The organism is Pseudophaeobacter arcticus DSM 23566, from assembly GCF_000473205.1.
Classification (GTDB): Bacteria; Pseudomonadota; Alphaproteobacteria; order Rhodobacterales; family Rhodobacteraceae; genus Pseudophaeobacter; species Pseudophaeobacter arcticus.
This window is the reverse complement of the sequence record NZ_KI421507.1, coordinates 2,938-16,232: the sequence shown is the minus strand read 5'-3', so window position 1 is coordinate 16,232 and position 13,295 is coordinate 2,938. Positions and strand designations below refer to the sequence as shown.

General features: G+C 62.3%; 17 protein-coding genes and 1 pseudogene. 2 read left to right on the top strand and 16 right to left on the bottom strand.

The window, feature by feature from the left end:
• Positions 1-23: 23 nt before the first annotated feature.
• Complete coding sequence (locus ARCT_RS0104110; RefSeq protein WP_027238937.1) at positions 24-230, top strand: hypothetical protein; 207 nt, start codon at positions 24-26, stop codon at positions 228-230.
• A gap of 51 nt (positions 231-281) precedes the next feature.
• Here ARCT_RS0104110 and ARCT_RS0104105 read toward each other — a convergent pair whose 3' ends face one another.
• Positions 282-896: a response regulator transcription factor gene (locus ARCT_RS0104105; RefSeq protein WP_036784366.1), complete on the bottom strand. Its 615-nt coding sequence runs from the start codon at positions 894-896 to the stop codon at positions 282-284.
• A 395-nt stretch (positions 897-1,291) separates the two neighbouring features.
• Between ARCT_RS0104105 and ARCT_RS28585 the strand changes: the two are divergent.
• A pseudogene (locus tag ARCT_RS28585) lies at positions 1,292-1,447 on the top strand (IS1380 family transposase); the annotation flags it as partial.
• Positions 1,448-1,496: 49 nt separating this feature from the next.
• Here the strand turns inward: ARCT_RS28585 and ARCT_RS27820 are convergent.
• The 15 genes from ARCT_RS27820 to ARCT_RS25330 form a co-directional block, all read right to left on the bottom strand.
• Entirely contained in the window at positions 1,497-1,682 is a 186-nt protein-coding gene (locus tag ARCT_RS27820; protein ID WP_154665293.1) for a hypothetical protein, read from the bottom strand.
• A gap of 4 nt (positions 1,683-1,686) precedes the next feature.
• Complete coding sequence (locus ARCT_RS27815) at positions 1,687-2,034, bottom strand: BAR domain-containing protein (protein ID WP_027238934.1); 348 nt, start codon at positions 2,032-2,034, stop codon at positions 1,687-1,689.
• Positions 2,031-2,756, bottom strand: a complete 726-nt coding sequence (locus ARCT_RS0104090; RefSeq protein WP_027238933.1) for a lysozyme — start codon at positions 2,754-2,756, stop codon at positions 2,031-2,033. Before ARCT_RS0104090 ends, ARCT_RS27815 begins: the two co-directional genes overlap by 4 nt.
• Before the next feature lie 71 nt (positions 2,757-2,827).
• Positions 2,828-3,142 (bottom strand): phage holin family protein, encoded by a 315-nt coding sequence (locus ARCT_RS0104085; protein WP_027238932.1) that lies wholly within the window; start codon positions 3,140-3,142, stop codon positions 2,828-2,830.
• Positions 3,142-3,576 carry a hypothetical protein gene (locus ARCT_RS25355; protein WP_051360536.1) on the bottom strand — a complete coding sequence of 145 codons (435 nt, stop codon included), beginning with the start codon at positions 3,574-3,576 and terminating at the stop codon, positions 3,142-3,144. Before ARCT_RS25355 ends, ARCT_RS0104085 begins: the two co-directional genes overlap by 1 nt.
• A gap of 4 nt (positions 3,577-3,580) precedes the next feature.
• Positions 3,581-3,922: a hypothetical protein gene (locus ARCT_RS25350; protein ID WP_036784361.1), complete on the bottom strand. Its 342-nt coding sequence runs from the start codon at positions 3,920-3,922 to the stop codon at positions 3,581-3,583.
• Positions 3,923-3,934: 12 nt separating this feature from the next.
• Positions 3,935-4,444 carry a hypothetical protein gene (locus tag ARCT_RS28325; protein WP_027238930.1) on the bottom strand — a complete coding sequence of 170 codons (510 nt, stop codon included), beginning with the start codon at positions 4,442-4,444 and terminating at the stop codon, positions 3,935-3,937.
• A gap of 12 nt (positions 4,445-4,456) precedes the next feature.
• A complete protein-coding gene (locus ARCT_RS26950) occupies positions 4,457-5,368 on the bottom strand; it encodes a hypothetical protein (protein ID WP_154665292.1) in 912 nt (303 codons plus the stop codon).
• Between the two features lie 5,185 nt (positions 5,369-10,553).
• Positions 10,554-10,859 (bottom strand): hypothetical protein, encoded by a 306-nt coding sequence (locus tag ARCT_RS0104055; RefSeq protein ID WP_154665291.1) that lies wholly within the window; start codon positions 10,857-10,859, stop codon positions 10,554-10,556.
• Positions 10,860-10,870: 11 nt separating this feature from the next.
• On the bottom strand, positions 10,871-11,242 hold the full coding sequence (locus ARCT_RS0104050) for a hypothetical protein (RefSeq protein WP_027238926.1): 372 nt from the start codon (positions 11,240-11,242) through the stop codon (positions 10,871-10,873).
• Complete coding sequence (locus ARCT_RS0104045) at positions 11,239-11,679, bottom strand: phage tail protein (protein WP_027238925.1); 441 nt, start codon at positions 11,677-11,679, stop codon at positions 11,239-11,241. Before ARCT_RS0104045 ends, ARCT_RS0104050 begins: the two co-directional genes overlap by 4 nt.
• Before the next feature lie 85 nt (positions 11,680-11,764).
• Positions 11,765-12,127 (bottom strand): hypothetical protein, encoded by a 363-nt coding sequence (locus tag ARCT_RS0104040; RefSeq protein WP_027238924.1) that lies wholly within the window; start codon positions 12,125-12,127, stop codon positions 11,765-11,767.
• Positions 12,124-12,609, bottom strand: a complete 486-nt coding sequence (locus ARCT_RS0104035) for a hypothetical protein (protein ID WP_027238923.1) — start codon at positions 12,607-12,609, stop codon at positions 12,124-12,126. The genes ARCT_RS0104040 and ARCT_RS0104035 overlap by 4 nt, the downstream gene beginning before the upstream one ends.
• Before the next feature lies 1 nt (position 12,610).
• Positions 12,611-12,949, bottom strand: a complete 339-nt coding sequence (locus ARCT_RS25335; RefSeq protein ID WP_051360535.1) for a phage head closure protein — start codon at positions 12,947-12,949, stop codon at positions 12,611-12,613.
• Positions 12,949-13,295 (bottom strand): head-tail connector protein (locus ARCT_RS25330; protein ID WP_456153985.1); only part of this gene is annotated, 347 nt, incomplete at its 5' end. The genes ARCT_RS25335 and ARCT_RS25330, both read right to left, overlap by 1 nt.

Sequence of the window (13,295 nt, the reverse complement as noted above, 5' to 3'; positions counted from 1 at the left end):
CAAAATCCAAATCGGAGACGAAAATGAAAAAGTTCACTATCGCTATTTTTGCGGCTATCAGCACCCTGACGGTGGCAAGCCCGGCCTTTGCTGCCAAGTATACACTGAACTGCGAAGACGCGACAACAGGTCAGGCCGTGACGGTTGACGTCGAGGCCGACTCGCGTGCGAAAGCAGTCGAAAAGACGCGAAACGGCGCGGAATATACTGAATACGATAAATGCAAATAACGCTGACACAGCAGGCGGCGAACGGATTGTTCGTCGCCGCCATACCTGCCCCTAAACAAGCCCATATTGGGCCGCCAACGAGGAAGCTGCGGCCCGGGTTGTAACACCCAGTGTTTGAAAAAGGCCCGAGATATGTCCACGTACAGTATACGGAGAAACACCGAGTTCGCGCGCAATTTCCTTGTTTGTTTTCCCTTGCCCAAGACGCGAGAGTATTTCCAACTGACGGTTTGACAAATTTGTCAAAGGATTTGGTGTCGTAGAAGGCATGGTGTCCAGCGCCTCAAGGCAGACCACGGTGTCTCCAGTTATAATCTTGGTGATTGATGATGTTATAACATCTGCTGGGACGGATTTTGAGATGTAACCATTTGCCCCGGCGGCCATAATCTTATCTGCAGTTTTTTCATCATCATTCATCGAGACAACAATAAGCGCTGTTTGCGTATAAGTTCTACGCAACTGCGCGATACTTCGTGCGCCATCAAAGCCGGGAAAATCCAGATCCAGCAACATGATGGTCGGCTCGGCCCCACGCGCACATTCGCGCAACAGATTCTGATTATCCGAGACTTCAACGATCTCTGCCGGGATCATTCGCTGGACAATACGGCGCATGCTTTCACGAAACAAAGGATGATCGTCGGCGATGATTATCTTGTCCATGATGGTCGGTTTCAATGCCCCTGAAAATAGTGTGCCGCTGTTTATACGAGTGTTCCAAGTTCATGTTAGCGCGCCGACTCATGGAATGCCATGAGCATTGGCCAGTACATCTGTACTGGTAGTGCATGAGATGCCATTCAGATAAAGCAGAAAAGCAGCCCTTCTGGTGCCCGATTTCATTCAGGGCTCCTGGCTGCATGGCGTGTTTTCCGTCAGAGGAGGGAAATCAGGGCGCTTTGGATGCAACAATGAAGGGGCGCCACGCGAATGGCAGGCACGATCAACTTAACCCGAATAATTCATGGCGGTTTGGTGGATGTGGCACAAGCCTTTGAACTGACGTAGGATTTGGTTGCTAAGTCCCATCCGCGCCATTTCCAGAGACCACATCCACCATGAATGATACTACGTTACCGCTGAGTGGTTTGTCATCAGTGTGCGGCAAGTCTGTGATCGCCCGTTTCGACGGCGGCATGCTGTCGCCCAACAGCGGCGTTCTGGCTCTGGCGGCGGTTGAGAAGCGGCTGCGTGTTGCCGATCGTTTGGCTGCGTGGGAACGGGTGTTTGCGCACCCGATCCCCCCGCTAGGGTGCGGAGGGATCAGTTTTCAAGAATTGGCGCGGCCAAGATCTCAGCCACAGCCGTCAGCCTGCCATTGGCACAGGCCCGCCCGCGCGCCTCGGCGATCAGGGCATCCGAGATCTGGCCCTCAGATTGCGGCAGCGGACCGGTGTATCCGGCGCAGGGCTGCAGCAGATCGGGTGGCACGCGGGGCGGCGGGATCACCACCTCACTGGCCCGATCGGAACAGGCGCCGAGCAGTAGCGGCAAGCAAAGGCGATAAAGGCGCATCGCGGCCCTCCATCTGTTGCAGGTCATTGGATAGCGCAGACCATTGGCGAGCCTCATCGGCGGCGCGGGCCAGGTGGGCGCGGTGAATGCGGGCGGTTTCTGCGGCTTTCTCAAGGGTGGCCCGGGCAGTGGCGAGATCCGATCTCGCGGTGGCCAGCTCGGCGCGCAGGCGGGTCCGATCATTGAAGGCATCGCCGATAAACCAGACCGCTCCGGCCAGCCCCGCCACCAGGGCAATGCCGGGTAGATTGCGCAGCACCCACCCCCATAGCCTAACCGGGATCATGCCGCCTCTTTCAGCGCCTGATGGCACATGGCGCGCTCGGCGCCGCGCCGGTTGCTCAGCCCCGGTATGATCCGCCCGCCTGCCCTGCTCCAGCGCGGCAGCTCGTTGCATGCGCCGGTGAGATCCCCAGCATTGGCCTTGCGCACCAGGGTCGAGCGACAAGCCGCCCCTGCCCCGACATTATAGGTCCAGCTGACCAGGGCGATCTTCATGCCCACCGGCACCGGCTGGGTCAGACAGCGATCAAGCTGCGCCTCGTAGGCCAGGATTTCGCGCGCCAGCATGGCATCGCAGTCCGCCTTGCTGTAGCGATCACCGGGCTGCACCCCCTTGGTTTCGCCATAGCAGACGGTCCAGATACCCACGACATCGCGGTAGGCCTCGGTCCGCAGACCCTCCCACTGGCCGATAAAACCAATGGCGGAGCTCATGGCGATCGCGCTGCCCGCGATCAGCCCAACCGTGCGCCGGCGCACCGCGCCAGACTGATCGCGCCGGAAGGCAGCAAGGCCCGACAGCCCACTTTGCAGCACCAGCCGCGCCGGGATCGCCAGCACCTGACAAGTGGCCGAGGCTATGGCAAAATACAGCGGATCCCAGCCCAGCATGCCGGGTTGGACCAGGGCCAGAAAGTATCCGCCCAACAGAACCAGGCTGGCCAGGATGAGCCAGACAGACCAGGACTTGCCAAGCGTGGCGCGCCAGTTTGAGATCAGTTTCATAATGTTTGCTCCAATGCAAAAGACCCCGCCAAAGGCAGGGGTGGGTTCAGGTTTTGGGTTTTGTGGGTGTTTTACGGCTTGGCGCGCAGCAGCCATTTGGTCAGCAGCACCTCAGCGCCGCGCGGGCCAATATAAGCGGCCAGCGCCACAATGCCGGTGGTCACGGTTGGCCCGGCGCCCATATAGCTGGCAATGGCCTCGCCAATGATGGCCATGCCGATGGCCACCGGGATCTCCCAGAGCAGCTCCGGGCCAAAGAAACGGCGCTGGCCTTTGCGCACCTCGCCGGAATGCCACATCAGGCGGCCTATACTGGCCCCGACCAGCGTGGTGGCCGCACCGCCCAGCAGGTTCGACATCCAGTCGATCAACCCTGCCTCAGGCATCAGCCCGCCCCCAGAGTGATCAACGCCGCATCAAGCGCCGCCAGGGCGGCCTGCACCTGCGCTGGCGTTGTCGCGACCTCAATCGCCGCGCGGGTTTTGCGCCGCTGTCCGGCCAGCTGCGCTGCGATACTGGCATAGGCATCCGCCATGGCGACAATCGCCGCTGCCAGATCTGCCACCGCCTCGCCGGTGATAGCCGCCTCGGCCTGCAGCATGGCCAGCTGATCGGCGCTGGCCGCATCCGCCAGATAGGCCCGCGCCGCCACCGCCTTGGTGGCCCAGCTGTCGCGCTCGGCCTGGGGCACCTGGCCGGTGATTTCAGCTGCCGCCGCTGCGAGCAGATCCAGCGCCCGCGCCAGGCCGTCAGCCTTGGCCTGCGCCAGAGCCTCGGCAGCACTGGTTTCTGCGGTGGTGATAGTGAGTGAGAATGTCATGGGCCTATGCCTCCGGCCTGGCAGGTTTGCGGATGATGGGATCGGGCACGGCCCCGGCGGTAACGCTCAGAACCGGCGCGACGCTGGCCTGGTGCGCCTCGGCTGTGGCGACGTCATAGCGCCAGCGCAGCGACAGGCTCAGCACCCCGCCGCTGCGCCTGATGCGCCCCACAAAGGGATGATCGCCACTCGGTTCAGCAAAGCCGCCCTCGGGCACGGCGGAGAGGTCATAATCCACCCCGTCAACCGTAAGGGTGTCGCCCGCAACGCTGGCTGTGGTTTCAGGCTGGCCAGGTTGGCCCGGAAGACTGGGCAGACTGGCGCTGCAGATAAAGGTGATATGCATGCAAGCGCTCCTTTAGAACCAGCGGCCAATGGCTGTCATGTGAAGTAAAACGGTATCGGCAGCTCCAAAGGAGGTGGCGCCGATCTGGTTGCGCAGGCCCAGGTGGCCGACAGAGGCATTTGCAACATCCACAAACACCTGCCCCAGTTCATTTCTCGCGGGCGTCAGGTTTGCCGTCGCGCTGTCGTTATCGACACTCCCTTGCAAAACCAGCCCGTTGAAGGTGCTGAAGGCGGCGGGGAATGTCCAAATCCCAAACATAAGATCCGGCACCGAATAACTCAGCTGGACCAGATGGGTGCAGATCTGGGTGCCATCAGGAAAGCGCACATAGGCGCCATTGGCATTGCTGCCCCTTATGACCCCGGCACCGCTGTCCAGATAGCTGCGCCAGTCTTCCATGAAGCCGACAAAATCATCGGTGGCCCATTTGAACAGAGCAAACATCTTGGCGTCAAAATCTGCCTCGGGCGCAGAGCGTGACGGAATAGCCGGCAAAGCCGGGGCAATGGGTGCTGCCATAAATGTGCACTCCTATTTGATGGTTTTGAGAACAAGGGTGAAGATCGAATCCCCTGCCGCATCCAGCGGCTGGGTGTGGTCATCGACAAAGCCAAGGCCCTCGATGCCGTAGTTTGGCGCGTGTTCGCTGGAGCCATAAAAGGCGGTCACCAGACCATCCACCTCCGCCACCAGATCCATCACACGCGGCGCCTGCACCGTTGGCACCCGCAAAGGCACCGTCACCTTGCGGGTGGAGCCACGCTTGATCAGCAGCTCATCGCCAAACTGGTCAAACTCCTTGCGGCTGTGGCTGACATGGCCGATCTCGGCCCCATCCATGATACGGCCCAGAATATGGTTGCGCCCCAGCACGATATGGCCAACCTCGGCCACCGCCCCCGGTGCGGAGATGGTGATATCGATCTGATGACCGATGTAGCCTGGAAAGCCGTTCAACACCTTCTGGCGCGCATAAAAAATGCCGCCAAAGAAATAGGTGTACATGCTGACCACATGGCCCGTGTCCGCCAGCACAAAGGTCTGATCATAAATCAGGGTGCCGCCGTCGCGCACCGCGATCTGCACCGCCCCCGCCGTCAGGCCAAACAGCGAGATCGCATCGCAGTCCCGCGTCGGCACAATGGAATAGGTGATTTCATCGGCGCGGCTGGCCGTGTTGGAGCGGCGATTGTCAAAGGCCGACCAGCGCCGGGTGGCAAGCCGCAGATCCAGCCACCAGCTGCCAGCATCCGAGACCGGGTCATGGCCCAGATTGCCGGGCTGCACGCTCTCATAGATGCGGTGGGTCACCAGAGATATCACCCGATCCCCCAGGGCATAGGTGACGCCCACATCCCAGACCGGATGATCATCCTCGGCAATATTGGAGCCCACCAGCTCAACATCCGTGACCGGCATTGGCGCAATAATATTGAAGTCCATCACAGCACCTCCCTCAAACCATTTCCGGCGGCAGGCCCGCATCGTTCCAGTTTTCCACCACACGGGCGATTGTCTTGATCAGCAGCTCCACCTTCTGGCCCTGCACCCCGGCCTGGCGCGCCAGATTATTGACGCTCTCCACCACCCGGCGATTGTCCAGCATCGCCCTGGAATCGGAATGGCTGATCACCCGGCTGGATCCGGTGTTTTCCAGCTCCCAGCCGCGCTCCCCAACCACACGCCAGCCCCCGGCATGCACACCGCCAGCGGCAAACTGCGGCACCCCGCCCAGATCCCGGATCTGTTCGCGTAAATTAGCCAGTCTGGATTTCTTCTCGGTTGTTGAGCGGTTCACCCGCCGCATCACCTCGCCATAAGAGGCCGATCCCAGCTGCTCCTGCAGCGCCGCCTTGAAGGCCTCCAGATTGGCTGCGGTGCCGCCATAATAATCAAAGGAGGAGGTCAGATAGCCATTTGGCCCCAGGCCAACGCTTTGATCCTGCCCCACCAGAGAGATGCCGTATTGGCGCCGTAGCGCCTCGAAGGTGGCCAGGGTGCCCTCTGACTGGGATTTTTGCAGCCCGGCGATCTCCACCCCCTCGGTTTGCAACCCCACAAGTTTGAGCTGGCCTTTGCGATGATCCACATCTTCCTGCACCGCATCCCGCAGCGCGCTCAACATACTCTGCAAGGCGCTCAAAGGGGCCGTCAGCCCGCCGGTCGCCGCCACCAGATCGCTGAACACGCTGTCAGCGGTCAGGGTGACGCCACCGTCAAAGGTGAGATTGCCGCCAGTGCTGCCGATCAGATCCTGCAGCGCGGTCAGCCGGCCAATGGCGGCATTCCCCTCCTCGGTCAGGGCAACATTCACCTGGCGCGACAGCGTTGCCGCCTGTGTCAGCAACAAAGCGCGGGTGTCTCCATCCAGATCCTGCACCAGTTTCAGCCGCATATCGCGCCGGATCTCTGCATCCGTGACCAGCGCCAGCCGCCGGGTTGCAGCATCCAGATCCTGCCCCAACATCAGATCCAGCGTTGCCACATGTTCCGACAGGGCATTGGTGGCAATCCAGCGATCCGCCGCTGTCAGATCATCGCGGCGAATGACAAAATCCAGCGTTGTCTGGATCCCCGTTCCGGCGCTCTCCACCAGGTGGCGCAACCAGAACGGCGCGGTGTCATCCAGCGCCACCGCCACATCCAGACGCCCCACCAGATCATCATAGGAGAAGGCCTCCGCATCCGTGATCGCATTCTCCAACGCAGACAAAGACGACTGGAACGCCTCCACCGTGCCATCCCAATCCGCGTGCAGCGCCTGAACCCCGTCGCTCAGCTCGCCAACCTGATCACTGGTCAGGCCTTTGAGCTGCAGNAAGGTGCCCAGATCGGTCAGCACCTCGATCTGCTGTTTATACAGCGCNTCCAGCACCTCCTCATTGCCGCTTTCCAGCTCAGAGACCCCGGCGATAAAGTTCAGCTTGCCCTGCACCAGCGCGGCAAGACGGCGATACTCCAATGAGGATCTGGCTGTTCCCTGTACCGATTGCAGATAGTCCCGTGCCAGACCGGACAGGCCCGCCGCCGCCTCCTGATCACCGCCGCGCGCCGCCTCATAGGCTTCCTCAAACCGGCGCCGCTGGGCTGCTGCCGCCTGTTCGCGGCTGGCACCGCCCAGCTCGGAGGTGCCCAGACCCGACAGATAGTCCCGCAGGCTCTCCGCCGTGCGCGCCCAAAGCGTCGCCGCCGCCCGTGCATCCGCCGCCATATCCCGCGCCGTCTCGATCTGCAGGCCAATCTCGCCGCCAATCTCATCCAGCATGCCCGTCATCGACAGGGTGAAGCTGTCCACCTGCGGCAGCACCTGATCCATTGCCCCCGACATCTGCAGCAGGCTGGCGTAGAGTTTCCGCCCGTGTTCAGTGGTGAGATCCAGGCTCTCGACCAGTTCCCGGAACCCGTCCCGGCTTTCTGGCATTGCCACGCCAATATCGTCAAAGCGCTCCCGCAACCGGCGCAGGATGGTTTCGGTCTGCTCGCCTTCGGAATAAAACCCGGCAAAATAGCTGTTGGCCGCCGCATTCAAGCCCTCGGCACCACCAAAGAGATCCACCAGAGTTGAGGCATTGTCACCACCTGTCAGGGACATATCAAAGCTCTGATGCCCCAGCAGATCCGCCACATCATTAAAGGCCAGCAGACTGCCCGACAGCCGCGACAACGTCTCCAGCGCGTTTTCTCCGGCGCGGCTGAAGTCCTCCGTGCCCAGGATCAGCTCGGCCATGGCATTGCCGGTGGCCTCAATCTGTTCCTGCAGCGCTTGCTGGATCTCTTCCTGGGTTTTGCCGTTGATCCAGATCGTGAAGCCCTCGCCGGTGAAGCCTTCCAGCGCATCCGTGCTCAGCCCCAGGGTTTCCGCCATATCCGTCAGGCCCGTGGTCAGCCCCGCCATGCTGTCATCCAGCATCGCTTCAAACTCAGCCTCCAGCGGCTTGTAATAGGTCCGGTTGGAGCGCAGAAAGCCGCCTTTGTAAAAATCAAACTGGCCGCCATTAAAGCCCTCAGCGTCAAAGCTGCCGCGAATGCCGGTACCGGCGTATTTGCGGCTCAACCCCTTGGCCAGCAGCGCAATCACGCCCACAATAATCCCGAGTGCCGGCAGAGCCGCACCAATTGCGCCCCAGCCGCCCGTGGCCCCCGAGAGCAACCCGCCGATATTGGCAAAGCTGGAACCAAGGCCACCCCCAGACAAGACTCCCAAGAAGCCCGATCCAACCCCCGACAGTGCACTGCCTGCGCCGGTCAGCTTCAGCAAGCCACCGGCGCCATTCAGCAAACCTCCCAGGCCGCCCCCCAGGCCACCACCAACACCACCGCCGCCACCAAGGGCCGCGCCAATACCACCACCGCCGCCAAGGTTCAGACCGCCAAGCCCAAGAATGCCCGAGACCGAGGCCACCACCGGCAGCACAATCCTGGAATTGGCAAACTGATAGGCAATNTCCTTGAGCATGCCCTTGATGGTGTCGCCCAGGTTGCCGCCCTCAAAGGCGGTGCGGGTGATGTTTTCTGCCCACCGTTCCTGCTGATCCCGCACCCGGTCCAGCGCCGCATCCACCCGGTCCAGCTCAATCACCTGATCCGCCAGCGCCTCGATCTGCGCCTTGCCGATGCCAGCGCCCTCCTTGCCCAGCTTTTGCTGAACCGCGCGCACCGCTTCCAGCTTCTTGCGCTGCTCATCGGTCAGCCCCACCAGGGCGCGCCGGTCGCGGATCTCTTTTTGCAGCGCCGCCAGCGCGCTTTTGCTGGCCGCGCCCCCGGCAGAACGCACCTTGTTCAGGGCGCTGATCTGAGCGCGGTATTCGCCGCTCAGGCGCTGGTTTTCCTCAAACAGGCGCACCTGCTGATTGATCCCCTCCTCCACATTGCGGCGCTGACCGTCGTGCATATCTTCCAACGGCGGCAGGGCGGCGACCAGCTCGGCGCGGTATTTGGCAACATTCGCCGCCGCCTCGCCGCCACCGCCCGCCAAGACGGCCATACCCGCCTTCAGCCCGGCAATATTGGCCTGCGCCCCTGCCAGTGCCCCCGGCAACCCGGAGAGATAGCCGCGCAGAGCCGCCGCCTGCCCCGCCGCGCCGCCAAGCCCCTGGATCAACGGATCCGTGGCCCGCGCTGCCGCATCGATGTTATCCGCCGCATCGTCTGCATGTTTTGCGGTCTGTTCTGCCGCCACAGCCGCCGCGTCCAGCCGCGCCTCGGCCTCAGCCAAGGCACCAGACAGGGCGTCGATATCGGCGCGGGCCTTGGCCATGCGATCGGTCTCATAGAGGCTGGCACCAAAGAAATTGGTGGTAAAAGACGCGGCCTCAAGTTCAGCCTTCGCCGCCTCCAGCGCCTGGCGGGTGGCATCGCGCGCCGCCTCAGCTGCGCGGCGCATGGCCTCGGCGTTTTTGGCCGTCATATTGCTATAAAATTGATCGGTGGCGCGCTCCAGCAGGTCATGCGCCGCTGCCGCGCCCTCAATTGCAAGCGCGTAATCTTCCGCCGCCTGCGCCGATTGGGTGAAGCCCTGATAGATCCCGGCCGCCACACCAATCAGCGCACCAATGCCGGTGGCCAGTACCGCCAGTCGCAACAGGCCAAGCCCCCGCGTCAGACCCTTGATGGCAAGACTGGACAGCGCTGCCCTGGTGCTGGTGGCCCCAAGCGCCAGCTCCAGCGCAACTGAGGCCTTGGCAGCAGCCAAAAACTGTACTGGCGCCAGCGCCAGGCTGGTCACCAGACCCGCCACCGCCGCGCCCATCGGGATCGCCAGTTTCAGCACCAGACCAAACCCCAGCGCCAAAGGCCCAAGGGTGGCCGTCAGGGCTGCGCCCTTGGCAATCAGCGCCTTGGAGCCATCAGACAGATTGGCAAACCACTCAGCCACGCTCGCCGCCTTATCGCTCAGATCTTCCAGAATGGGCGCCAGCGCCACCGTCAGCTGATTGGCCAGGCCGCGCCCAACAAGCCCCATGCGCGACAGCGCGTCATTGGTGCGCTCGATCTGGGCGGCATCCACCTCAGACACGGCCACGCCAAAGCGGGTCACGTCCTCAGTGGCCAGACGCAGAGCGCTGCTATCGATGCGGGTAAAGATCAGCCCGGCCCGGCTGCCAAACAGGTCTGAAGCCACCGCGCCGCGCTCTGCCGCTGGCACAAATTGCGCCATGGCATCCTGGATCTTTGCCAGACGCTCATCCAGCGGCAGGCGCTGCAGCGCCTCAGCGCTCAGATGCAGCCGGTCCAGCGCCTTTACCGCAGGGCCACTGCCCGCCGCCGCCTGGCTGAGCCGCTTGGTCAGCTGGAGGGTGGCCTGCTCAACCTCCCCAAGTGACACCCCCGACAGATCCGCCGCCCGCTCCAGCACCTGCATCGAGGCCACCGTAGTCCCCAGCGACTGCGCCATCTTCGCCTGGGCATCGACAATTTTGAGGCTGGATTTCACCGCGATCGCAGCCGCGCCCACCATCGGCACCGTGAGGCCAAGCGCCAGCCGGCGCCCCTGGCGTTCAACCGTATTGCCCAAGCGCACCATACGCCGCTCGACATTGCCCATGGCCGCAATGCCACGCTTGGCACCGCTTTCAAAGGCTGTGGATTCCAGCGACAACAGCCCCCGGAGCGCACCAATAATGGCCATCTATGTTCCCTTTTTACTTTGAAAGTGCAGCGCCATCAGACCCGCGCGCAGCTTGTCCAGATCCTGCGCTCTATCCCGGCGTGCGGGCTTTGCAGGCTCCGCCGCCTTGGTGAAGTCCGGCATTTTTTTGGGATCGTGGAAGGCAAACTGCACCAGAATGCCCAGTTCCTGATTAAGAACCCGCCAGGCCTTGAACTCCTGATCCTTGGCCTTGATTTTACCGGTGGTGATCAGATCGTATTCCCGCAGGGTGACATCCCAGAAATCGCCGTGGTGCAGGTCCAACCCGCACCACGTGGAGAACAAGGCCTCCCAATCTACGCCTCTGCGGCGGCAGCTCCCTTTCCCGGCTCACCAGCCCCCTCTGCCTCACCCGCTTCATCCTCACCGGAATTGACATCAAAGGCGGCGCCAATGGCCTGGGCCACCAGCGGGACCAAACTGCGCACCCCGCCCGCCTGGTCGATCAGATCCAGGGCCTGGTCGGGGTCGATGCCCTTGCCATCATTGAGACCCGCCCCCAAAGCCGAAGCCATCAGGGTGACCCCCCCGGCGCCGGTGATCAGCTGATCCAGCAAGGTGTCAAAAGACTGGCCACCGTTTTCCGCTTCAATGCGGATCAGGGCACGGGTCGAGAACTTCAGCTTGAGGGTCTTTTTGCCCAGCTTCATGGTTGCGCTGCGGATCATACGACTGGGTTCCCTTTGGTCCATCCAACCACACCCGTCGGGCGCAGTTTGAGATCGGTCATCAAATCGCCATCCACGTCCACCGACGGAATAGAGGGGTTCACAAAGGCCTTGTAATCAAAGGCATCCCCGGTGAGCTGTTCGCCGTCCACAGCGGGCAGATCCACCTTGAAGAAGATCACCTTGCCTTTGCGCGCCAGCGCCTTCTCATAGAGGTCTGCCGAGTAAAAACAGCTCAGCGTCAGCTCGCCCGTATCGGTCAGGCCAACGCCGTATTCCTTGTTGCGCCCAGGGCTGTCCAGCGAGGTGCGGTCCCGGTATTCCGGGCTTTCCTCGGGGATGCCAACTGTTTTGCACCCCTTGATTACCTCCCAGGCAACCCCGTCTTCGGACCACTGCACATCGCACAGATCGCCCGGAATGACATTTTCTGCCATTGGCTTATTCCTTTCAGATTGTCAGAGTATTCAGCCGGTTACCCGGCCATGCGTAATAGGCCAGGCGCAGTCACGCCTGGCGGTTTCAGGCGCGGTAACGCACCTGGACATCCAGCATTTGACGCCGGACCACTTCGCCGCCGGTCTCGGATGATCCGTCCCGGCGCGAGAGTTCTTTGATGCGGATCACCGACCCGCTGCGATAACCTGTCAAAAGCTGGGACACTGCAGGCCCCAGCGAGATCAGCGCGCCGTAAGACAGGGCATCTATATTCACCTGCACCCGCGCGGTTTCCACATCCGCCCGGCCCCGCAGCGCGTAGCCCGTCACCGTGCCAACCCGGCGCAGGCTGATGCGGGGAAAGCCAACATCACCGTCAAACAGGCCCCAGACAACGGGGTGCCCAAGGGTTTCAAGCAGAACCCCCAGTTCAAACTCCAGGCTCATTTGCCAGCCCTCAAGGCTTTGCGCCGCGCCCGCTCCAGCGTTTTTTCAATATCCTTGCGGATCTCCACCGCCAGAGCCTCCAGCATCCCCGGCGCATAGAGATCCCAGGCAGGCCGCAGGAAGGGATTGGCCGGCATCTCGCCAGTAAATTTGCCGGTGGAGTGCTGATAACGCGGCGCGGTGCCATCCTCATAAAGATGCGCATGGGGCGCATGACTGCCATCCGCCTGCACCGGCCCCACATACATCGCCACCCGATTGCGGCTCTGATCGCCGCGCGCGCGCCGCTTCTGGCTCTTGTCCAGCTTGCTGGTCACCGCCACCTTGAATTTGCCACCCGCCATGCCTTCTGCCACCTGCGCCACCGGCTTCAGCACCTTTTTCAGCGCCCGCCGCCCCGAGGCTTTCGACTGCCCCCGCGTGAGCTGCACCAGGGCGCGCTCAATATCGCCCGCCCCTTCAATCCGCAGTTTTGCACCCATATCAGCCCCCAGATTTCTTGAGACGCCAGGCGGTGATCTCCAGCTTATTACGAAAGCCCAATTCCTTGATGCCGGTGATCCGCCAGTCATCCCCGTCAAAGCGCAAACGAAAGGCGCTGGTGATGGCGGCAAGCCGCGCCGACCAGGACACGACAAACCGGGCATCTGATTTCTGCTCCACCGCAGCGGCCCGCAGCCGCTCGCCATCAGACACCGGGGTAAACGCCGCCCAGGGGCGCGCGTATGCCTCCCAGCCCGTTGCCACCACCTCCCTGGCCTCATTCTTCTCAAAGGTGGCCTGCAGGATGATGATCCGCCGATCGCGCGCAGCAATCCGCATCACATCCACCAGCTTTTGAACGGCGCCACCAGCCGCGCGATCGACAGCGGCACCTCCACCGGCGTGCCCTCAAAGCTCACAGGTTCGCGCGCCTTATAAAGATGCGCCGCAAACAACAGGATGGCATGGCAGATCGGCAAGGGCACCGCGCCCGGCTCCGCGCCAAAGCCCGCCACATAGTCAATCCGCAAGGGCCAGCGGTGACGCCCCGGCGCCCCCCAAGACGGCGCAAACACCGCGCTGCGCCCGCCCTCCAGATCCTCTAACGTCACGCCCTCAACCGCAATCCAGGCCCCATTGGCATCGCGGATCTCGGCCTGGAGGATCTCGCGCACCGGCAGCAGCG

Bases quoted from the DNA above. Each gene is read 5' to 3' on its own strand.
- ARCT_RS28325 (WP_027238930.1), bottom strand. From the start codon at position 4,444: ATGGCAGCACCCATTGCCCCGGCTTTGCCGGCTATTCCGTCACGCTCT.
- ARCT_RS0104035 (WP_027238923.1), bottom strand. From the start codon at position 12,609: ATGGGTGCAAAACTGCGGATTGAAGGGGCGGGCGATATTGAGCGCGCC.
- ARCT_RS0104105 (WP_036784366.1), bottom strand. From the start codon at position 896: ATGGACAAGATAATCATCGCCGACGATCATCCTTTGTTTCGTGAAAGC.
- ARCT_RS25355 (WP_051360536.1), bottom strand. From the start codon at position 3,576: ATGACATTCTCACTCACTATCACCACCGCAGAAACCAGTGCTGCCGAG.
- ARCT_RS26950 (WP_154665292.1), bottom strand. From the start codon at position 5,368: ATGGACTTCAATATTATTGCGCCAATGCCGGTCACGGATGTTGAGCTG.
- ARCT_RS25335 (WP_051360535.1), bottom strand. From the start codon at position 12,949: ATGCGGATTGCTGCGCGCGATCGGCGGATCATCATCCTGCAGGCCACC.
- ARCT_RS0104045 (WP_027238925.1), bottom strand. From the start codon at position 11,679: ATGGCAGAAAATGTCATTCCGGGCGATCTGTGCGATGTGCAGTGGTCC.
- ARCT_RS27815 (WP_027238934.1), bottom strand. From the start codon at position 2,034: ATGATCCCGGTTAGGCTATGGGGGTGGGTGCTGCGCAATCTACCCGGC.
- ARCT_RS0104040 (WP_027238924.1), bottom strand. From the start codon at position 12,127: ATGAGCCTGGAGTTTGAACTGGGGGTTCTGCTTGAAACCCTTGGGCAC.
- ARCT_RS0104050 (WP_027238926.1), bottom strand. From the start codon at position 11,242: ATGATCCGCAGCGCAACCATGAAGCTGGGCAAAAAGACCCTCAAGCTG.
- ARCT_RS25350 (WP_036784361.1), bottom strand. From the start codon at position 3,922: ATGCATATCACCTTTATCTGCAGCGCCAGTCTGCCCAGTCTTCCGGGC.
- ARCT_RS0104085 (WP_027238932.1), bottom strand. From the start codon at position 3,142: ATGCCTGAGGCAGGGTTGATCGACTGGATGTCGAACCTGCTGGGCGGT.
- ARCT_RS0104090 (WP_027238933.1), bottom strand. From the start codon at position 2,756: ATGAAACTGATCTCAAACTGGCGCGCCACGCTTGGCAAGTCCTGGTCT.
- ARCT_RS0104110 (WP_027238937.1), top strand. From the start codon at position 24: ATGAAAAAGTTCACTATCGCTATTTTTGCGGCTATCAGCACCCTGACG.